General features: G+C 57.7%; 18 protein-coding genes and 1 tRNA gene. 13 read left to right on the top strand and 6 right to left on the bottom strand.

Annotation, left to right across the window (positions count from 1 at the left end):
- Positions 1-31 precede the first annotated feature (31 nt).
- Positions 32-493, top strand: coding sequence for a MarR family winged helix-turn-helix transcriptional regulator (locus tag ACFWAD_RS29375; protein ID WP_378550263.1), 462 nt, complete (start codon positions 32-34; stop codon positions 491-493).
- 4 nt (positions 494-497) lie between these two features.
- On the opposite strand, the gene ssb is transcribed toward ACFWAD_RS29375, so the two are convergent.
- Together ssb and ACFWAD_RS29385 are read right to left on the bottom strand one after the other, a co-directional pair.
- The gene (ssb, locus tag ACFWAD_RS29380) at positions 498-920 is read right to left on the bottom strand and encodes a single-stranded DNA-binding protein (protein WP_378537952.1); all 423 of its coding nucleotides are present in this window, start codon (positions 918-920) and stop codon (positions 498-500) included.
- 181 nt (positions 921-1,101) lie between these two features.
- Positions 1,102-3,237, bottom strand: coding sequence for a cytochrome c oxidase assembly protein (locus ACFWAD_RS29385; protein WP_378449737.1), 2,136 nt, complete (start codon positions 3,235-3,237; stop codon positions 1,102-1,104).
- Between the two features lie 98 nt (positions 3,238-3,335).
- Between ACFWAD_RS29385 and ACFWAD_RS29390 the strand changes: the two genes are divergently transcribed.
- Positions 3,336-3,411 (top strand) — tRNA-Arg (locus ACFWAD_RS29390).
- Between the two features lie 609 nt (positions 3,412-4,020).
- On the opposite strand, the gene ACFWAD_RS29395 is transcribed toward ACFWAD_RS29390, so the two are convergent.
- Entirely contained in the window at positions 4,021-4,206 is a 186-nt protein-coding gene (locus tag ACFWAD_RS29395) for a hypothetical protein (RefSeq protein WP_378537943.1), read from the bottom strand.
- 413 nt (positions 4,207-4,619) lie between these two features.
- Between ACFWAD_RS29395 and ACFWAD_RS29400 the strand changes: the two genes are divergently transcribed.
- The 7 genes from ACFWAD_RS29400 (at position 4,620) to ACFWAD_RS29430 (ending at position 10,779) form a co-directional block, all read left to right on the top strand.
- Positions 4,620-4,820, top strand: a complete 201-nt coding sequence (locus ACFWAD_RS29400; RefSeq protein WP_378550287.1) for a site-specific integrase — start codon at positions 4,620-4,622, stop codon at positions 4,818-4,820.
- A gap of 72 nt (positions 4,821-4,892) precedes the next feature.
- The gene (locus tag ACFWAD_RS29405; RefSeq protein ID WP_378537940.1) at positions 4,893-5,843 is read left to right on the top strand and encodes a hypothetical protein; all 951 of its coding nucleotides are present in this window, start codon (positions 4,893-4,895) and stop codon (positions 5,841-5,843) included.
- Between the two features lie 45 nt (positions 5,844-5,888).
- The gene (gene pgeF / locus ACFWAD_RS29410) at positions 5,889-6,572 is read left to right on the top strand and encodes a peptidoglycan editing factor PgeF (RefSeq protein ID WP_378550266.1); all 684 of its coding nucleotides are present in this window, start codon (positions 5,889-5,891) and stop codon (positions 6,570-6,572) included.
- 42 nt (positions 6,573-6,614) lie between these two features.
- The gene (locus ACFWAD_RS29415) at positions 6,615-7,139 is read left to right on the top strand and encodes a hypothetical protein (protein WP_378537923.1); all 525 of its coding nucleotides are present in this window, start codon (positions 6,615-6,617) and stop codon (positions 7,137-7,139) included.
- 181 nt (positions 7,140-7,320) lie between these two features.
- Entirely contained in the window at positions 7,321-7,779 is a 459-nt protein-coding gene (locus ACFWAD_RS29420) for a hypothetical protein (protein ID WP_378550269.1), read from the top strand.
- Between the two features lie 174 nt (positions 7,780-7,953).
- Entirely contained in the window at positions 7,954-8,169 is a 216-nt protein-coding gene (locus ACFWAD_RS29425; RefSeq protein WP_378537916.1) for a helix-turn-helix domain-containing protein, read from the top strand.
- Positions 8,170-8,394: 225 nt separating this feature from the next.
- A complete protein-coding gene (locus ACFWAD_RS29430) occupies positions 8,395-10,779 on the top strand; it encodes an AAA family ATPase (RefSeq protein WP_378550272.1) in 2,385 nt (794 codons plus the stop codon).
- 517 nt (positions 10,780-11,296) lie between these two features.
- Here the strand turns inward: ACFWAD_RS29430 and ACFWAD_RS29435 are convergent.
- Entirely contained in the window at positions 11,297-11,833 is a 537-nt protein-coding gene (locus ACFWAD_RS29435; protein ID WP_378537911.1) for a hypothetical protein, read from the bottom strand.
- Positions 11,834-11,948: 115 nt separating this feature from the next.
- Between ACFWAD_RS29435 and ACFWAD_RS29440 the strand changes: the two genes are divergently transcribed.
- Entirely contained in the window at positions 11,949-12,107 is a 159-nt protein-coding gene (locus tag ACFWAD_RS29440; protein WP_378537909.1) for a hypothetical protein, read from the top strand.
- Positions 12,108-12,122: 15 nt separating this feature from the next.
- Here the strand turns inward: ACFWAD_RS29440 and ACFWAD_RS29445 are convergent, their stop codons facing one another.
- The gene (locus tag ACFWAD_RS29445; RefSeq protein ID WP_378550275.1) at positions 12,123-12,392 is read right to left on the bottom strand and encodes a putative quinol monooxygenase; all 270 of its coding nucleotides are present in this window, start codon (positions 12,390-12,392) and stop codon (positions 12,123-12,125) included.
- Between the two features lie 225 nt (positions 12,393-12,617).
- Here ACFWAD_RS29445 and ACFWAD_RS29450 point away from each other — a divergent pair, with 225 nt between their 5' ends.
- Positions 12,618-14,795 (top strand): glutamine synthetase III, encoded by a 2,178-nt coding sequence (locus ACFWAD_RS29450; RefSeq protein WP_378550278.1) that lies wholly within the window; start codon positions 12,618-12,620, stop codon positions 14,793-14,795.
- Positions 14,796-14,880: 85 nt separating this feature from the next.
- Here ACFWAD_RS29450 and ACFWAD_RS29455 read toward each other — a convergent pair whose 3' ends face one another.
- On the bottom strand, positions 14,881-16,215 hold the full coding sequence (locus ACFWAD_RS29455) for a DUF4185 domain-containing protein (protein WP_378550281.1): 1,335 nt from the start codon (positions 16,213-16,215) through the stop codon (positions 14,881-14,883).
- 266 nt (positions 16,216-16,481) lie between these two features.
- On the opposite strand from ACFWAD_RS29455, the gene gdhA reads away from it, so the two are divergent.
- Both gdhA and ACFWAD_RS29465 read left to right on the top strand, forming a co-directional pair.
- Positions 16,482-17,825: an NADP-specific glutamate dehydrogenase gene (gdhA, locus tag ACFWAD_RS29460; protein WP_317556274.1), complete on the top strand. Its 1,344-nt coding sequence runs from the start codon at positions 16,482-16,484 to the stop codon at positions 17,823-17,825.
- 490 nt (positions 17,826-18,315) lie between these two features.
- Positions 18,316-19,575 (top strand): PucR family transcriptional regulator, encoded by a 1,260-nt coding sequence (locus tag ACFWAD_RS29465; RefSeq protein ID WP_378449693.1) that lies wholly within the window; start codon positions 18,316-18,318, stop codon positions 19,573-19,575.
- Positions 19,576-19,897 lie beyond the last annotated feature (322 nt).

Raw genomic sequence — 19,897 nt, forward strand, 5'->3', positions numbered from 1 at the left:
AGGCTGACACCAACAACGCTAGACTGGCGCCATGCATTCCCGAGAGCGCGAACTCACCGATGTCGTGATGTCCGTGGCACGGCTCATCCGCCGACGCCAAGTGGCAGCGCTGGAACCATTCGGCCTCTCACCGTCGCAAAGCCGAGCTCTGCGAGTGCTGACCCGAGTGGGCGAACCGGTTCGACTCGGTTTTCTTGCCGAGCGATTGCGCATAGTTCCGCGGTCGGCGACCGACGTCGTGGATTCCCTCGAAGACGCCGGATGGGTGCGCCGCACTCCCGACCCGAACGATCGGCGAGCAGTGCTGCTCGAGTTGACCGACGCCGGCGCTGCCCTGGCTGCGGACGTCGCGAAGGCTCAGCGACGCGAGTCCTTGGATGTGTTCGACGACCTCGACGAGTCTGAGCGAGCAACTCTCACAGAACTCCTCGAGCGAGTGGACGCGGGGCACGATTGCTCTCGGCCCCGCGACTGCCCGAAACCCTCGGTCTGAGTCCTCACGCAGCGACGGTGTCGACTGCGTCCTCCGTGTTCTCTGTGTTCTCCGCTGACGTCGGCTTGCTCTGACGCTCGATCTTCGAGATGCAACGAGCAAGGTCGGCGCCTACTGCCGTCGCCCGCAGCTCGAGATCGGAACGAGGCACACCCTCCTTGGTCGTGTACTCGTTGGTGCGCAACTCCCCCGCCACCATTACCGGATCACCCTTCATGATCGATGCGCCGACGCCGGTGACCAACCGTCGCCAGCAGCTGACCGTGAGATACAGGGTCGCTCCGTCCGTCCACTCCCCCGTCACAGCGTCTTTGCGACGTGTGTTGCTCGCCATCCGAAAGCTCAACACCTCTTCACCATTGGTGGTCTGCCGCTTCACCGGATTGGTGATGACGGTTCCGACAACGGTTGCATGCGTTTCGTACATGTCCGATCCCCCTTCGAACTCCAGAACCCGCCAACTGCCACGGGGCCGATCATTGCGTCGGCAGCTTCGATTGTGGAACGGCAAAGGCGTAGAGCGAGAGATCGATTTCGACCTGTGTACAGGCGGGACAGCTGTGGAGAATCAGCACTGCCCGGACCGAATGGCCCGGGCAGTGTCGGAGCTAAGTGCTAGTGGAGGATTCGTCGGATTTCTTCTCGCTGGGCGCCCCGTCGGCAGTGTCCTCGCCGGCAGTCTCCGCATCAGCAGCCTCACGGGGTTTCCACCCTTCGCGGTCTCGCCTGGCCAATTCGGCGAACATCGCGTTGTGTGCGGCGAGGTCGGCGTCGTGGTCACGTTCAGCCGCGCGGTCGGTTCGGCGCGCCGTCCTGCCGTCACTGCGCGACCACTGAACCAGAAGCGCGAGCATGACAACCATGAGCGGGATCTCACCGGTCGCCCAGGCGATACTGCCGCCCAACTGCTGATCGCCGATCAGGTCGTCGTTCCAGCCGAGGCCGAGCGAACGGAAGTACGCACCGCCCATCACAGCGGTGGTGCTCATCAATGCCACACCGAAGAACGCGTGGAACGGAAGTGAACCGAAGACCATCGCCAGCTTGGTCACCGGCTGCAATTGACGCGGTGACGGGTCGATTCCGATCGCCACCCAGTAGAAGAGATAGCCGCTGAGAATGAAGTGCAGATTCATCAGCAGGTGAGCACTGTGCGAGTCGACCGTCGCACCGTAGATTCCGCCGAGGTAGAGCGCGTAGAAGCCGCCGACAAAGAGAACGGCCGCCACGATCGGGTGGGTGATGAAGCGCGAGAACGGGCTGTGCAGCGCCGTCAGGATCCACTCTCGAATGCCTGGGACACCGTCCTTGCCTGCCGGATCTAGTGCTCGCAGAGCCAAGGTGATCGGCGCACCCAGAACAAGCAGGACAGGGCCCAACATCGACAGCGCCATGTGCGCACCCATGTGAACGCTGAAGACTGCCGGCGCATACTTGCCGACGCCCGAAGACGTGGCGATCAAGAGCACCGCACAACCGCTCATCCAGGCGATGGTTCGGCCGACGGGCCAGGAATCTCCACGCTTGGCCAACTTACGCAGGCCGATGCCGTACAGAATCGCCGCAGCAACGGCAGCGGTGCCGAACATGAGGTCGAATCGCCAATCCGTCACGAACGCCATGAACGACGGCGGGTCCGGAAGGTTGTAACCGAGTTCGACCTCGGGGATCGAGGGAATCGAGAGCGGCGGGGGCGGCGGAGTACGACCGAGGCCGATCGCAAGACCGATGGTCGCCGCCATCACGATGCCCTCCGCGCCGGCAAACCGAATCAGAGCTGAGCGGCTCTTCGGGTTCTCGGCCAGTGCCGGCAGCGCCCGACTCCGCTGGGCCCAGCCGAAGAATCCGAGGATGATCAGTGCAACGGTTTTGGCGACGATCAAGCGGCCATACGTCGTGGTGAATACGTCGTCGAGAGGCAGACGGACAATCGCATTGATGACGCCGCTGAATCCCATGACGACGAAGCAGATGGATGCGACCGTCGAAAAGCGTCGGGCGGCGACGTCGGTGTAATCGCCACCGCGTCGGGCGTGTGCCAATAGCGCGAACAGGCCGCCGGCCCAGAGCGAAGCCGCCACGAGGTGCAGGATCAGGCTGTTGGTGGCGATGTCATGCGAGCCGCCCGAAGACGAGTGACCGGTGAGAGCGAGCGGCATCAGTCCGAGGAGACCGATCAGCAGCAGGAGCGGAGTCCACCACCAGCGCAGTGTCAGTCGGGCCAGGATCGCCAGAACAACCGCGATGATGGCCGTCCAACGCCAGGCGCCGGCGATCTCGACCTGATCAAGTCCCGACCATAGGTTCGCCGGTTTGACGGCTTCGGCAAACGGCTGACCCGACGTGTCAGAGAGCGTCAGAGGCACCATCATGAACGAACAGATCGCCCACACGATCGCGGCGTGCGACGCGGTTCGGACGGCTCGATAACCGTCGACGTCGAGGACGCCCGACTTCTGCGGCGGCACGAAGAACGCGGCCAGCAGCAGTGAGCCGATCGCAATGACCGCGGCGATCTCCCCCAGTGCCCGCATCGCGGGCAGGCCGTACGTGGTGATCGGGCCTGGATCCGGGATGCCCAGAAGAGTCAGTGCCTGCGACGCGGAGAATCCCACCACAATGGCTGCGGTGAGCCCTGCGATGAGTCCACTGACCACGAATATGGCGGTCGAAGAAGCGGGTGCACCGCTGTGCGGAGTGGACTCCGGTGGGGAATCTGTCGGCGCGAGGTCGGGTGTAGCCATACCTCAAGGGTAGGACCTTCGCGGACCGACTACGACAACGCGTCGGAGTTTGGGCGGCGCGCGTCACATCCCGAACCCTCGAGTATGATGTTCCACGCGCCTCCGTAGCTCAGGGGATAGAGCAAGAGCCTTCTAATCTCTTGGTCGCAGGTTCGAATCCTGCCGGGGGCACCAAGGTAGCCAATTTCAAACCTACGACACGAGTCGCAAGTTTTTTGTTTGTTCGTTTCGGCACTTCGGTCAAGGGCGTTTCGGGCAGGGCACCGGTGGCGTTCGCGCTGGTCGCCAAGGTCTTGGCGCGACTGCGGGCAGCGTCCGGCAGCTCACCACCAACGAGCGTCTTGAACGGATCGGCAAGATCAACGCGGACAGTATCTTCGTCGATATAGATTTTGGTGAAGAAGGCTTGATTGATATAGATTTTGGTGAAGAAGGCTTGATTGAACAGGCGCCGCACCTGCTGGCCTTCCGGTGAGCTACCAGCATGCCGGTAGCCCGACGCGCAGTTGACTGCGTAGTTGAGGGCCTGTCGTAGTGATGTCTCGAAGGCATCGAACTGCGTCCCGGATATTTCAAGTCGTTGTTCGATCCCCGCCAGGCTGCGCGCTATCCGGTCCTGCTCCTCCTTAAGGAGCTCGACCGGTATAGCCAGCATAGTGAGCCTGGAGGAGCCGCATCCGCTCACTTTGCAATCGTTCCTTCTGAGTGCCCAGGGTGCGACGCTCGATGTCTGCCATTGCGCGGTCTGACCCTTATCAGCCATTCCGAAAGGCACAGCGGTGCTCACGTCCGGAAACCATTCACTTCACGCCACACGAACATGGCATATGCGTCGACAATGCGATTCAAACGGTTCGTTGCGGTGGGATCACCGTCGGCCTGAAATGCGGCCTCACGGCTGAGCATGGCGGTCGTCTGCATACCAAGAGCCGCGACCATCCCGGCCGCCTGGACGCGGGTGCCGGCCACGAGGCCGCGGGCAACCCTCGCGGTTCTGCGATCTCGAAAGCGCTTTACCCTCGGCGCGTGTGAAAGTCTCGGGGATCTGACTGGCCGAAAGCGACCGGTTGCTACGGGAAGAAATCTGAGACATGGACTGCTCTTTCTGTCGAAACGGATCGCGGTTGCGAACCATGGATGTGACAGGAATGACCGTATCCGCGCAGATCAGAGGAAGAAAAGCATGAGCGTGATAGCACTAGCCGGATCATGCAACCAATAGAGTGGAGCAATGAGCGACGAGTTTTACCCCGAGAACCTGATGCCGATGGCGTCCCAGCTGGAGGTTCGATACCGCCGCTTCTCCGAGCTCCGGGAGCAGGTACTACTCGATTACGGATAACACCGCACGTGCCTACTGGAGCGACCTCGACAGCATCTGTATCTGGGCACTTGAACGCAATAAGGACCCACTGGACCTGACCGAAAAGGAGATCCGGCAATACGTCGCGCTGCTGCGACGACGGAGGTACAACGAGAACACTATCCGAAGGCGAATCACGGCGCTCCGGAAGCTCTACGCAGTCGCCACAAGACAGATTAGCGCGGCTGCGAGTGTCATTATTCCGGCACGCGACTCCTGAAGTCTCAGGTATATTCACCAAGCGATAGCCGCAGCGATACAAGCCCGCTTACGTCAGGAGCTATATTGTCAAGTGCAAACCGTTATTGCTTTTGAGTTCGCGTCTGTATCACAGGATTTTTGGATAAATATCTCGGCAGGATTTACTCAAACCTTATTGATTCTTATCATCAGCTTTTTGTGGCGATTCCTGTCGGATCACTTAAAGGGTCGAGGTCCGAGCAAGTTCCTCCTTAATCGGAGGAATTTCATTGTAACCTCAGTATTTTCGATCATTCTACCAATCCTGATCGCGGTCGCTCTTTTTCCGGCATTTCGCGTCCCGCAAATATTGGCAGGGTTGACCATTTGTACTCTATTGATAGTTTTAGTTCTTATTTCGGTTGAACTCAATAGTTTCTGGAAAGCCGGATTTACTCACGTACAGTCTAAGATCCCGAAAGATACCTACCGAACTGCGCTTCGAAAAACAACTAGCGAGTTCCTTATAATCGGAACAAATGCATACAATTTTGCATCACTGCCGGAATTTGCAGAGATGGTGCGGCGAGTCAGAGAATGCTCTGGAAAGATTCAGATAGTGATGGCCCATCCCGATTCTATTGCCTTAAGGGAAGCGGCCCGATTGCGTAGTTGCCGCGAAGACTTGTACAGAGACCAAGCCCGGTTTTCCCTTGGCGTACTCCTCAATCTAAGAGAACAGCTGAGTACGCAGATTGAGATTCGCCTGTATGAATCTCAATCTGTAGGAGAATTGCCAATATTTCGATCTATGTTTGTTGACAACAAGGAATGCATTACCTCAATTGCGGTCTATGGCCGAATCGATCACGGGCGCAGCTTGCCTCAAATAATTGCAGGTGGGCGTGACGGAACGCGCCGTCCAATGTATAATGCGTTGCATAGATACTATGTCGATTTCTATAACAAAAGTAGCGCCCCAAGCCTTTCGTTCGAAAATCAATGCAAATTAATGAGAATGACGATGGTTTCATCCGGCACAGTCCATCAGTTGGAGGCATAAATTAAACTAGATGAAATAGAGACCCTGCAGCCCGACTGGGAGTGGATGCAAAATGTTCACGTTTACTCTACTTTAGCTACCGGCACCTCTGGGGTTCAAACTTACGTGGGTGGTGGCACCGCTGCCGAAAAGTCGCGAAAGATATTAGAAGAATCATTGCAACGTCGCGGCGTAACGTCATATTGGTTAAAAACATGCCACGGGTCATCGGTGGTAAAGATTCCTCCTATGCCTCATGAAGAGATGGCTGATGCAGCGATATCTAAAAAGCTTGGCGTGGCATGCATCTTGACCTCGGCTGACTGCATGCCAGTGGTCTGTGTCGATGAGGATCAAACCTGCATCGGCATTGCTCATTCAGGTTGGCGAGGGTTAGCAAATGGAGTTATACAAAACTTTGTGAGCGAATTCGATATGAATCCACATAGACTGCATGTATGGATAGGGCCCTCGATTTCGAAGCATGACTACGAAGTCGGTCAGGAAGTTTTTGATTCCATAGTTGAAAATGGCGACAAGTTCAGTTCATTCTTTGAAGAGACTAGAAACGGGCACTATCTGGCAGACCTTAAGGGGGTTGCGAGGCAACAGCTGGTCGAAGCTGGGGTTGTAGAGTCAAGAGTTTTGATTGAGAATGTCTCGACATTCTCCAACCCCTCCTTCCACTCTACTCGTAGAGACGGGCGTAGTGCCGGTCGGATGGCGACGATCGCGTGGATTGACAGATAGCATTTCAATTGACCGTCCTATGTGCGATAATAGTGATATCGCATGAGAAAAGAACACCTACTAGATCGGATCTATCGCCTCAAACTTATCCTCACTGGGATCGCTTTTGTTGCTATGGGTTTGTTCGCTTCTGCTCTTAGCGATTGGCTCGCGTCACAAAATATGGCCAATGCACTGGTTGCTCTTGTTCGTGGGCTCTCGGACGTTCTCCTAGTCACTGGTGCGATCGGCATTGCGATCGACTTCTTCACGGGACGAGACAAGGATGCCGCTGACACTGAGCGAACCAGACGCGTACTCAAAGATCTGACGCCCGACTTCGTCGATGCCGTGATAGACGGCTTTAGGGTTAACAAGAAGGAACTACAGCGGGTTGCGACTCCCGAACTTCTGGATGAGATTGCGACCAACGTCTTATCGCTTCGGCTCGGCGATGATGAGTTCGCACGGGAGATCTACGAAGACATCCGTGACCAGGCTATTCGAACACCAGAGCGCTGGCACGACGTCAAGGTGAACGTACGACTCTCTATTGCATTAGAAACGTACGACTCTCTATTGCATTAGAAACGTACGACTCTCTATTGCATTAGAGAGGACGGCCGAAGGCCGTCCTCTTCTCGACGCCCTGATCGAATGGGAGTACACCACCACCCCAAGTCATCCGACAGCACGATTTGCGTGTGTCTCAGATCTCGATGAATTCCACGAACTTATCGAGGACGCACCTGCCACGTCTACCTGGTTCATGACTCCTCGTCCAGGATTCGATGCTTCATCTCGGGACGCATTCGAGTTGGTTGCCTTCAGCATCGGCGGCAAAGCTCGCAAAATCCGACGAAGCGGACGTAGGAGCGGCCAGATCTACTCGGCCACTATCGGTGATGACGTCGTTCGCGATGCCCGTCCTGTTCGCATTCGCCACGCTTACCGCGCGATCGTCGATCCCGCGAACCATCGGCTGTTCCTCGCTATCGCACAACCCGCCCGAAACGTCTCGCTGGAAGTCGACTACTCGAACACTGATATTGCGCGCATGAGCGTTTCCGACCTCGTTCCGAGTCGACGCCGTCCGTACGTGAGTCAGCTCCCCGCCGGTACCGGGAGGGAGCTGACAATTGAGGTGCCGGGATGGGTTCAAGCCGGCGTTGGGTTCACTTTCGTTTGGACACTCGACTCCGAAGAGCAACTGCGCGCCCTGAATTGACCCGTACGCGCGCCAACCCCGCTGCTTAAGGCCCCGTTGGTTGGACTCGTAGCCCCAGGATCCACCGCTCATAGCATTCCCTCTCCTCAGTGCACCGGACACTCCAGTGACTCCGAATGCAACTTATAAGTGTGTAGACCTTCAAGTAGCAACCCGGAAGCGTTACGGGTTGTTATGGAAGGTGAGCTGCCGAAGGTCGTGGGGCGCAATTTGCGCCGGTACCGGCAAGAGCGCGGCTATAGCCAAGAAGCGTTTGCCGAGGTAATGGGTGTCCATCGGACCTACATGGGCGGCGTCGAGCGCGGTGAGCGAAACCTGACGCTGCAGACACTGGAGAGAATGGCAGATATCCTCAACGTTGAGCCACTGAGCCTACTTACTGAGGGCTAACCCGTCAGACGAAAACTGCTTGTTCTGAGCTACGCACTATGTGACCCGCCTTCGACGAGCTTCGGCGCGGTGCACACCAATCGTAGATCCTGATTCACAGCGCATCTCATTCTATGACACTCAATCTGAGTCTGTCGGTAGAGTGGGTTACAGTTTCGTCATCGCAGAGGTTGAATGTGCATTTCCAACGAAACTGGTTCTTTTCTGCTCTCGAAGGGATTGAAGATGCGCCTGTCGCGCGTTCACACACGGTTCTTCAGATCGTTCAACTACGACTACGAACTGAGGGCGAAAGAGAATTCCCAGCCTCGGAGTTGGGAAGATGGAAACCCTGCGTGGTATCCATTCGTTCGTGTCGACCTCGATCCAGAAATCACCGCGATCGTAGGTGCGAACGAGGCGGGAAAGACACAGCTTCTCGACGCCATCGAAGCCGCACTGACGGGGAGTCCTATCAGACGAGCTGACCTCTGTCGTTACAGTGACGTGTACTCAGTCATGTCGGGAAGTGTTCGTTCTCCCGAATTCGGAGCGACGATCGTTCCGGACGAATCAGATGATCTGTCTTTCATTCCGGATGTTGATCGAACCCGAGAATTCAGTTTGTATAGACCCGGTGACTACCCGCCTTTCATCGTTCAGAATTCCGAACGGATTGATCTGGATCAATCCCAGGTCGCGGACCTTACATCAATGCTTCCAAAGATCCATCGCCTCAAAACTAACCTTGCGATACCTGCCAGCGTTTCTATCGCTGAACTGATTGGCGAACCTCGCATGCCGCTGCACGATCGAGCAGCGCGCACCGGGCTGATAGCACGTCTGATAGGGCTCGGCGCAGAAGCAACACCGGAGGCTGCGGGTTCGGCAGTGTTGCCCTCGCTAGTTGTTGGAAGTGGCGCTACGAATGAGGAGGCTGAACGACAGCGTCGCGCTGAATTCGAGCTTGCTCGTCAGCTGCTGGTGGATACGGCCCGAATTGATCCCAGGATATTTCGAGAGCTACGGGACGCGATCGACTCCGGACGTGAAGGTGAAGTCGAAGCCCTAGTTGGCGGTATGAACGACGCAATTCGACAGAATCTCAACATACAGCGCTGGTGGTCGCAAGATCGCGACTTCGATCTCATGGTTGAAGCCCGTGAATACGAGCTCGCCTTCACAATTCGAGATCGTACGGCCGCAAGATATTCTTTCGACGAACGTAGTCAAGGTCTGAGATTCTTCTTAAGCTACTTTGTCCAATTAACCGCCCACAGAATTAACAATACCAAACCTGATATACTTCTTCTCGACGAGCCCGATGCATTTCTTTCAAGCACCGGCCAATCAGACTTATTGAGAATCCTACATGACTACGCATTACCCGAAGACGGTGGGCCACGAAGTCAGGTGATATACGTGACACACTCTCCATTTCTTGTGGACAAGAATGCTCCACATCGAATTCGAGTGCTAGATAAAGGGTCAGATCGCGAAGGCACACGAGTGGTGCGCGATGCAGCTAACAACCGCTACGAACCGCTTCGGTCTTCCTTAGGTTCTTACGTAGCAGAGACTGCATTTATCGGAGGGCAGAACTTATTCGTCGAAGGCCAGGCTGATCAGATCCTGCTTGCAGGAATATCTTCGTGGCTCGTCCGTAAAAATGGCACGACAGTTGGAGCGCTCGACCTCAATAAAGTCACGATCGTGGCGTCGGGAGGTGCAGATTCTGTTCCTTACATGGTTTACCTTGCACGTGGACGCGATTCAGTTAAGCCACCCTGCGTTGCACTTCTAGACGGAGATTCTTCGGGCCGAAATGCCGAGAAGGTATTAAAGAAAGGTGAGGCACGGAAGAAGCGCATACTGAAAGATGAATATATTATACGCCTAGATACTTGGGGAAGAGAATCGGATCTAGCATTAGGTAACCAGATTAACCTGATGGAAATTGAAGATCTAATTCCAATCCAAGTGGCGCACCATGCTGCATTGAATTATTTAGCAAGGTTTTCCGATCTATCGACTTTGGATGTTTCCCAATTTACACCTCTCTCTATTGAGTCCCGCCTTATCGAATCGGATGGAAATGTGTGGGAGGCTTTGAAGTCTGACTATATCGATTGCTTTCCCGATGAACATATCGAAAAGGCGGGATTCGCCAGGGAAGTTGTCTCACTACTATCGAACTCCGATTCTGTCGGCGGCCTCAATGAGCTAGCTACGAATTTCACATCACTTCTTAGCTACTTAAGCTCTGTTCTAGACACCGCCGCCTCCGAGGAGGCTCGCGATCTTGACGAAGACAGATTGACGAGGGCTATTGAAATCTTCAAATCCGATCACAAAAATGGTATGAGAAAATTCGAGGCCGTCAAACTTCTGAAGGATATCAATTCCGCCCTGGAATCAACCGAGTACGGCGAGACGATGTCTATTCGAATTGGAAGAATATCGCGCGAGTTCGAATTAGCTGATATATCAAATCCGAATGTCCCTAATTTCGAGAATTTCAGAGATGCAATAATTTCGCTCCAATCGCACAGGCGCCTTGCATATCAGGACGATACCTTGCGGGATCCTGCGGCAGAATTCATCAAGCCTACCAATGGGGAGAACATCTGATGGCCCTCAGGTACGACAGTCTCGATGACGAATCGCGGAAGCACATGCTGAGCGAGCTGGAGACCGATATGAATATCGGCTCGCTCTATCTGAGCGATCGCCTAAGCGTTGAGGGCAAGGCTGTCTGGCCACTTTTACTCAAACAAGCCCTCACTGCCGGTACAGATCGCACCCTTGAAATCGATATTTCTCATCCTAGTAAGTGGATTGATTTCGAACGGGGGATTCGGAACGGAGTACCCTACCGAAGGAAACTGCCGACCAACGCGCCAACTACACTGGCAGAAGGCGAATTTAATCACTTCTACCTACGCGGAATTTGCATTAGAGGGATCGAGCTTGGTCTGAATATTGAGATTTACAGAGGCCGTCAATCCTCGAACCCACGCCCCGAATCATATGCACTGATCGGTGCAATCCTTGATCCAATTCAGATGCTCGCTGACTTGAGGTGTCGTGGTGAAGCTCCAACTACCCTGAGGATGCCCTCGCCGAATTCTGGTCTGACCGGAAGAATTCAGGAACTCCCGGCGGCCGCCTCCTCATCGTCGACCCAGTAGAAATCGACAGTTTCATTCCAAAGCTCTAGATCTGCGGCCGAGAACAGATGCTGGTTCACTTCGGTCACCAGGTATCCGAGTTCTTTGAAGGCCATCAGATAGGCCGGGTTTATGTCAGTGCCGCTGATGTTCTCGATCATCTGGTCTATGTCAGCGTCGATCGTGGCTTGGGTCAGTTCCTGCGGTGTGCCGCTGTTCGGATCAAAGAGTAGCGGGTCATCTGGACCGGGCTCCCGGCCAAACTTCTCGATGAAGGCCTCGCGCTGCTCGCGAAAAGCCTGTTGAAGTTCTTCAGCACCGACGGTTTGATCAGTCCATGACAACTTTCGCCCCGTGGACGTCGCCGTTTGCTGTATGAACCGTGGATCACCCGACCTCTCGACGACCAGGCGAGTGTGACGCTCCCTTGCCGCCTCCTGCTCTGCGAGGCGGCGTTGCCGGTTCATCACTTTGCGGGCACGCTTGTTTGGTGGTGGTTTCTTCTTCGATGCCATAGCTCACTTTGACAGATATGAGTCGAGCAACAATGCAGATGATATCGATGCGGGTTCCACAGCGGACCGAAACCTAGCCCACAAATTGCGTGCCGCCCGCAGTAATCTGCCTCGCATGAAGAAGGCACTTCTGAAGACCCTGACGTCACTCGTCCGGACCGTTGGAATCCTGGCACTCGCGGTCGTCGTTGTATCCGCCATCGAGCGGTTCACCGGCGCACACCAGCCGAGTACCGGTCCCGCGTCGTTGACTGGGCCCGACCAATCGCTCTAGTTGCTGACTCCGCCGTTACAGAACCTTCGTGAAGATCTGCGCCGGCGCTGCCGTCTCGAACTTGTCCAGCGCCGCAACCAACCTGACGAAGTGCTCGGTATGGGTGTGGGCGTCGAGGTGCTCTTGCGACTCCCACTCCTCTGCAAGGACGAGTTCACACGGATTGTCGGTGCGCTGCAACAACTCGTAGTTGATGCAGCCGACCTCTTTTCGGGTCTCGGTGACAAGCTCGTCGTACAACCGAAGCACTTCCGCGAGATCGCCCTGCTCCACCGTGGTTGGCACCAAAACCCTGATCACAATGACTCTCCGATTCGACTGTCCCGCATTAGCCCCTCCGCTGGAAGTCTGCCGTAGACATCCGACAGTTCGACATTTCCGTTGTGACTCGAAGTTTGCGGACAGGCGCAATATCTACGAAACACCCCCGATACCGGAGGTTCGTAGGGTTTGCCGAAGTCGGGCTCGCAATCAGCAGCGCAGCCCTGGGCCCGGGCGAGGGGTAAGCACATGAGTGGAAATGCAGTTCGCTTGCAAGCGATCAAGGACGTCGAGGCCTACACACCTCCGGTGGTCAGTTTCACGACCGAGGAAACGCCCGGTGAAGTGTTCGGCGCCAACGTCTTCAACAAGGTGGTCATGCAGAAGCGACTGCCCAAGCTCGTCTACAAGTCGGTAATGGCAACAATCGAACAAGGCAAGCCGCTCGATCCCATGGTCGCCGACGCAGTCGCGTCCGCGATGAAGGACTGGGCACTGGAGAAGGGCGCGACCCACTACGCCCACGTCTTCTATCCGCTGACGGGTTTGACGGCCGAGAAGCACGACAGCTTCCTCGAACCGGTCGGTGACGGCAGTGCACTGGCGGAGTTCGCCGGCAAGACCTTGATCCAAGGTGAACCAGACGCTTCGAGTTTCCCGAACGGCGGGCTGCGCAACACGTTCGAGGCTCGCGGATACACCGGTTGGGATGTCACCAGCCCGGCCTACGTCCTCGAAAACCCTAACGGCAACACACTGTGTATCCCGACCGTGTTCGTCTCGATGACCGGCGAGGCGCTCGACCACAAGACTCCCCTGCTGCGTTCGCAGCAGGCAATGGGCTACCACGCCGAACGAATCCTGAAGTTGTTCGGCCACACCGACCCCGAGCACATCGTGTCGTTCTGTGGACCCGAGCAGGAGTACTTCCTGATCGATCGCCACTTCTTCCTCGCCCGCCCTGACCTCCTCAACGCCGGCCGAACACTCTTCGGCGCAAAACCCCCCAAGGGCCAGGAGTTCGACGACCACTACTTCGGGGCGATCCCGGAACGTGTGCTCGGATTCATGATGGACACCGAGCGTGAACTGTTCAAACTTGGTATCCCCGCCAAGACACGACACAACGAGGTTGCGCCCGGCCAGTTCGAAATCGCCCCGATGTTCGAGCGAGGCAACATCGCCGCCGACCACCAGCAGCTGCTGATGACCACCTTCAAAACCATCGCCAAGAAGCACGGCATGGAATGCCTCTTTCATGAGAAGCCGTTCGAAGGTGTCAACGGCTCCGGCAAGCACGTCAACTTCTCACTGGGCAACTCCGAACTCGGCAGTTTGCTTGTCCCTGGCGACAATCCGCATGACAATGCCCAGTTCCTGGTCTTCTGCGCCGCTGTCATCCGGGCCGTCCACAAGTACGCGGGACTCCTCCGCGCTTCGGTCGCATCGGCCACCAACGATCACCGTCTCGGCGCCAACGAGGCTCCCCCGGCGATCATCTCGATCTTCCTCGGCGATCAGCTTGCCGACGTCTTCGAGCAGATTGCCAAGGGTGCGGCGACGTCGTCGAAGGACAAGGGCACCATGATGATCGGCGCCGACACCCTTCCTGTCCTGCCGACCGATCCGGGCGACCGCAACCGCACCAGCCCATTTGCCTTCACCGGCAACCGTTTCGAGTTCCGCGCGCCGGGATCGATGCAAACAGTCAACGGTCCGATGGTCACCATCAACACGATCATGGCCGAGGCTCTCGACTACATGGCCACCGAACTGGAGGCGGCAGTCGCCGACGGCGCCGATTTCGACACCGCCGTCCAGAATCTGCTCACCGAAATCATCACCAACCACGGTGCGGTTGTCTTCAACGGCGACGGCTACTCCGAGAACTGGCAGATCGAGGCCGAGTCTCGCGGCCTGCCGAATCTTCGCACGACGCTGGACGCTCTGCCAGAACTGATCACCGAGTCCTCGATGGAACTCTTCGAGAAGTACAAGGTTTTCAACCACCGAGAGATGCACAGCCGCTACGAGGTCGGACTCGAACAGTACGCACTGAGCATCGGCGTCGAGGCACGCCTGGCCGCCGAAATCGGTACGACGCTTATCCTTCCGGCGGCAGTGCGCCACCAGACGGAAGTTGCTCAAAACTTCGTCGCTCTGAAGTCCGCCGGCCTCGAACCGGATTCTGCTCCACTCGAAGAAGTGTCGGCGCCAGTTGCGGCCCTGCGAACTGCGCTCGCTGCCCTGCGCGCCGCCATCGACGCCGACGCCGGCGAGTCACCATTCGACCAGGCCAAGCACGCACAGGACTCACTCCTGCCCGCAATGGCCGAGGTTCGCGTCGCTGCCGACTTCCTCGAAACCATCGTCGCCGACGATCACTGGCCACTCCCGACGTATCAGGAAATGCTCTTCATTCTCTGATCATCACCCAAATATCAGTGCCCACAGAAACTATGGCCTGCAACTCGATCGAGTTGCAGGCCATAGTTGTCGAACGTTGTTCGGGCTAGCGGTCTTCCGGCATGGTGACTTCGAGGACGCGAGCCTCACCGGTGGTTGCGGGGTCCGGTCGATCGCGCGAATCCGACGACGCCATCTGGAGTCCGTTCAAATCGGTCCGCATGTAGATGACGTTGTAACGGTCCCACGTGGTGGCGACGAATTCGAGGAACTGTCCGCTCGCCCAGGGGTGCATGAATCCGCCGTACAACGCGGGCAACGTGATTCCGCTCAACAGGGTCTGCGTACCGCTCCACGGGCCTTGCGGTTGGTCGGCCTGACGGATCACCAGATTACCCTCGGCACTGGTGTACATGGCAACGTACTTGTTCAGGTAGTCGTTCCACTGCACTGCGAGTTCACTGACCGGTGCCTTGATGACCTGAACGGCATCGGTATCGCGCGGACTCCAACCGGAGCCGTCCCAGTACTCGTAGGCGCCGAGGTTTCTGATGTCGGCGCCGGAAACTCGCGCCAGGATCGCCTTACCGAAACGACCTGAGGGAGTTCCATATTCGTAAATGTAGCCGTCGCGTCCGTCGAGGAAGGCGCTCTGCTGGAAGTTGGAATTGATCGGCGATACTGCCGGAATCCCCGGAATGCCGAGTCCTTCGGTATTGGCGCGAACTGTCGCCGGATCGAGTTCCCAATTCTCACCGTTGTCCGTGGAGGAAGCCAGAGCCGAGTAGTTGGTGGTCCAAGCTCCGGGTTCGTCCCACGACCGAACGGACATGAATCTGATGTACTGCACACCACCGTAAGAGATTCCAGCGGTCGGGATGGTGGTGAACTCACCCGGAATGCCGAATCCCGGAATGATCTCCTTGGAATGATTGGGGCCGTCCAGCGGAGAACTGTCGATCTTCATACCGTCGGCGATGGCGGTGTCGTTGCTGCGGAACAACACGTTGCTGCGCCAGTCGTCACCCGGGATGTCGCAGTCGCCCACTGTATCGCCGAAGGCCATCAACACGTCGTGATCCGGCCCCGAAAGGCCGTTGTCCCACATGATTCCGAGGTCGGTTCCCGACACGTTGAACCGCTCGATGGTGTTCTTGGGACTGCCTGGGCCAGTGACCATTTCTATCGCCTTGGTCCGGCCGGTCAGCACCGGTAGAGCGCCGTTGGGGGCGCCGGTGATCCAGGGCAACGCGTTGGCGAGGGATCCCGTACCAGCTGAACCATTGTCGAGTGATCCGGTCAGCGAGCCGAGCGAACCTGTCATCGATCCGGCGGAACCGCTTCCTCCCGAACCACACGGTCCACCGATCGCCGAAGCAGACGGCGCCCCGGCAATCGTCGCGGCAATCGTGACAACGCCTATCGACAACATCGCCGACATGGAGTGTTTCGTACGCACATGCAGCCTCTCTGATCGTTCACGCTCGGACCACAGGGCACAGTGATCCCCCGACTGCAGAAGCAAACCATTTGGACTGTGTTAAGAGAGTGAAAGCTGAGCAAATTGTTATAAAACGCCCGTTCAACTGACACAAGTGACAGCTGTGTCCGATTTCACCTTCACAGGACAGTTGTCCGATACAGCAATAAAGGCGCCTAGTATGTAACGGAAATGTAAAAGAGTTCTCACAACGAGGTAGGTGAGCGGTGTCCGTACGTGACCGCGTAGCGCAGATTTACGATCAGGTTTTGGTTCGCAATGCAGGAGAGCCCGAGTTCCATCAGGCCGCCGCAGAGGTCTTCGAGTCTCTTCACGTAGTGCTCGAACGCCACCCCCGCTACGCCGACGCCGGACTCATCGAGCGGCTCTGCGAGCCGGAACGCCAGATCATCTTCCGCGTGCCGTGGACCGACGACCAGGGCAACGTTCACGTCAACCGTGGCTTCCGCGTGCAGTACAACAGTGCACTCGGCCCCTACAAGGGCGGCCTGCGTTTCCACCCCAGCGTCAACCTGGGCATCGTGAAGTTCCTCGGCTTCGAGCAGATCTTCAAGAACTCCCTCACCGGCCTGCCTATCGGCGGCGGCAAGGGTGGCTCCGACTTCGATCCCAAGGGCTGCTCGGACGCAGAGGTCATGCGCTTCTGTCAGTCCTTCATGACCGAACTGCAGCGGCACATCGGTGAATACACCGACGTCCCGGCCGGCGACATCGGAGTCGGCGGTCGCGAAATCGGCTACCTGTTCGGCCAGTACAAGCGGCTGACCAACACGTACGAGTCGGGCGTCCTCACCGGCAAGGGCATCACCTGGGGCGGATCGCAGGTTCGCACCGAGGCCACCGGCTACGGCGTCGCGTACTTCGTCGCCGAAATGCTCAAGGCGAAGGGTGAAGGCCTCGAAGGCAAGAACGTCGTGATCTCCGGATCCGGCAATGTCGCCATCTACGCCATCCAGAAGATCCACCAGCTCGGCGGCGTCGCAATCGCATGCTCGGATTCCTCGGGATACATCGTGGACAAGAAGGGCATTGATCTCGACCTCCTCAAGGAGATCAAGGAAGTTCGCCGCGGCCGCATCAGCGAGTACGCAGACGCCGTTCCGCACGCCGAGTTCATCGCCGACGGGTCCATCTGGGACGTGCCGTGCGACGTCGCACTCCCCTGCGCGACTCAGAACGAACTCGACGAAGATGCCGCAAAGACCTTGATTGCCAACGGCGTTCAGGCCGTTGCCGAAGGCGCGAACATGCCCACCACCCCCGGCGGCATCCAGCTCTTCCGTGACGCGAACGTGGCCTTCGCCCCCGGCAAGGCAGCCAACGCCGGTGGCGTTGCAACCTCTGCTCTCGAAATGCAGCAGAACGCTTCGCGTGATTCCTGGAGCTTCGAGTACACCGACGAGCGCCTTGCCGGAATCATGCGCGGTATCCACAAGCGCACCATCAACACCGCTGCCGAGTACGGCAAGCCGGGCGACTACGTTCACGGCGCCAATATCGCCGGCTTCGTGAAGGTCGCCGACGCCATGATTTCGCTGGGCGTCATCTAGAGATTTCGCAACACAGACGGCAGCACAGAAAAGGGTGCCTCCTCCCTGAACCGGTCCCCCTACGTCGGACTGGTCGAATCAACACCTAGGCCTCGAGGGCCCTGGGTCCGCGACAGCGTCGGACTCAGGGCCCTCGACCATGATCCGAGCAAATCGCCCGCGACGAACCCGTAGGCGACGGCAATGATCCCAGACGGAACTCGTGGTGTCCGCCGAATCCGTTTCCGCTCTGACGTGGAAAAACATCGTAAATGGACGATTGTTTAGTTCGGCGACGCGTGGGGCATATGGACTTATCTTCACATTTGTCCATTTCACAGTTGGACATTCGTTCATGTGGTAGAAATCACAACGCCTGGCGCAATTCGATCCGCAGATTTCAGCGGCGAGTATGCCCCCGAACAAGGCCTCAGCGTGTACCCCGCTTCGTAACGCGCCGAGCCTCCGGGTGCCTGTGCCGCGCGACGCATCTGTCTAGAGGAGGCCACCCATGTCCCCAGCGCTGCTGAACAACCCGGGACCGCTCATGCTAGGAGGCAAGCCCGCCTCCACAGCGGTCAATGACGTCATCCCACTGGCAAGCGATCTCGTAGATCACTTGTCCCGCGCCAACCCGACGTTGACTTCCCTCCAAACGGAGGCAGTACGTCGGGAGTTGATCGCGGTAATCGTGCAGGGGCTTCAAGTGGGGATCCAGCTATTGGATCACCGCAAACTCCCCACCGACCAAGACCTGGACGGCATTCACACCATGACCGTCCAACAAGCACTGAAAGGCGTGCCACTCAGCGCAATTCTCAGCCTGACGAACGAGGGCATCAGCACTTTTCGCACCCTCATCCTCAGTCGAGCCGACGCCGGGGACTCCGCCAATCTCGGCGATCTCAACGAGTTCTTGTTTGCACTGGCGCAGCGGCTTCACTCGTTCATCTCGATCAGCTATCTCGCGGCTCTTCCGGCCGGTTCCCAACTAGGCGAATACTCCGCCGGCGCCCTCGTGAAAGCCATGCTGGACGGCGACGATCCCACCCAACTCGCGCTCCAGATGGGCATCGAACTCGCACCCCGCTATCTCGTCCTACGACTGATGGTGAACCTGCCGCCCACGCGAACAGGAGCCCGCAACGGCACGCACCAGCGCATACAGGCCTATCGCGATCTCACGGTGGTTCAGGCAAAGATCGCGGCTCACTTCGGCTCGGCACTGCTCGAAGCGCCTGCACCGCAACGCGGTCTGGTCCTGATCGAGGGCACTCCCGACTGGAAATCGGTGTGCGAGATCATCCAAAGTGCACGTGCAACGGTCGGGGTGGAGATCACGGCCATCGGCGAGAGTGCCGCCGTCGGAGACATCGCCGCCGCCCAGGCAACAACACATGAATTGGCGCAACTCGTGCGGCGCCTGAGGCTGCCGGCGCGGTCATACCGGATGGAGGACCTCGCGCTCGAGTACCAACTGACGCGGAGCGGCGCGGGCCGCGACAGCTTGATCAACCTACTCAAGCCACTCCACGGCAATCCGGAACTGTTGCAGACACTGTCCATACATCTCGCGAACGGCCAGCACCGCCAGCGCACCGCGTCGGCACTGGGCCTGCACACGAACACCGTCGACAACCGGATCAAGCGCATCGCCGCCCTGACCGGATTGGATCCGGCTCTACCCTCTGAGCTGCTCAAACTGCGCGCTGCGATGATCTCGCTTTCTTTCGCCAGCACTGATGTGGACAACCGTCCAGCGAAAGTGTGAACACTCACACCCTCACTATTAGCTCTCCACGAATGGTGGCCTCGACCCCACTTTTCCGCACCGAGCCGGGCTATAAAAGTGTGGTGCGAATCACCGCGCAAACCAGTAACAATTAAGGGGAACCACATGATCAACGGCCAGGACAACGCTCTCCTCGGTGCCTTCTTCGACACCATCCTGCAGCTCTTCAACGCGGGCAGCACCGGCACGGGCTCGACGGATGGCGGCGGCGTCTCCTAGGACGAATCGCGGGGCCCCGGGGGGGGTATCGGCCACGGGGGCCGCGCCCACCCCCCGGACCCAGTGGGGGGGGGGGGCCCCC

It is taken from the genome of Rhodococcus sp. NPDC059969, from assembly GCF_042738325.1.
In the GTDB taxonomy this organism is placed as follows: domain Bacteria; phylum Actinomycetota; class Actinomycetes; order Mycobacteriales; family Mycobacteriaceae; genus Rhodococcus_F.

What these genes read in the sequence shown, in the direction of transcription:
- ACFWAD_RS29385 (WP_378449737.1), bottom strand. Translation starts at nt 3,237, where the DNA reads ATGGCTACACCCGACCTCGCGCCGACAGATTCCCCACCGGAGTCCACT.
- ACFWAD_RS29465 (WP_378449693.1), top strand. Translation starts at nt 18,316, where the DNA reads ATGTCCCCAGCGCTGCTGAACAACCCGGGACCGCTCATGCTAGGAGGC.
- ACFWAD_RS29455 (WP_378550281.1), bottom strand. Translation starts at nt 16,215, where the DNA reads ATGTCGGCGATGTTGTCGATAGGCGTTGTCACGATTGCCGCGACGATT.
- ACFWAD_RS29440 (WP_378537909.1), top strand. Translation starts at nt 11,949, where the DNA reads ATGAAGAAGGCACTTCTGAAGACCCTGACGTCACTCGTCCGGACCGTT.
- ACFWAD_RS29420 (WP_378550269.1), top strand. Translation starts at nt 7,321, where the DNA reads ATGACTCCTCGTCCAGGATTCGATGCTTCATCTCGGGACGCATTCGAG.
- ACFWAD_RS29430 (WP_378550272.1), top strand. Translation starts at nt 8,395, where the DNA reads ATGCGCCTGTCGCGCGTTCACACACGGTTCTTCAGATCGTTCAACTAC.
- ACFWAD_RS29375 (WP_378550263.1), top strand. Translation starts at nt 32, where the DNA reads ATGCATTCCCGAGAGCGCGAACTCACCGATGTCGTGATGTCCGTGGCA.
- ssb (WP_378537952.1), bottom strand. Translation starts at nt 920, where the DNA reads ATGTACGAAACGCATGCAACCGTTGTCGGAACCGTCATCACCAATCCG.
- ACFWAD_RS29450 (WP_378550278.1), top strand. Translation starts at nt 12,618, where the DNA reads ATGAGTGGAAATGCAGTTCGCTTGCAAGCGATCAAGGACGTCGAGGCC.
- ACFWAD_RS29415 (WP_378537923.1), top strand. Translation starts at nt 6,615, where the DNA reads ATGAGAAAAGAACACCTACTAGATCGGATCTATCGCCTCAAACTTATC.
- pgeF (WP_378550266.1), top strand. Translation starts at nt 5,889, where the DNA reads ATGCAAAATGTTCACGTTTACTCTACTTTAGCTACCGGCACCTCTGGG.
- ACFWAD_RS29425 (WP_378537916.1), top strand. Translation starts at nt 7,954, where the DNA reads ATGGAAGGTGAGCTGCCGAAGGTCGTGGGGCGCAATTTGCGCCGGTAC.
- ACFWAD_RS29435 (WP_378537911.1), bottom strand. Translation starts at nt 11,833, where the DNA reads ATGGCATCGAAGAAGAAACCACCACCAAACAAGCGTGCCCGCAAAGTG.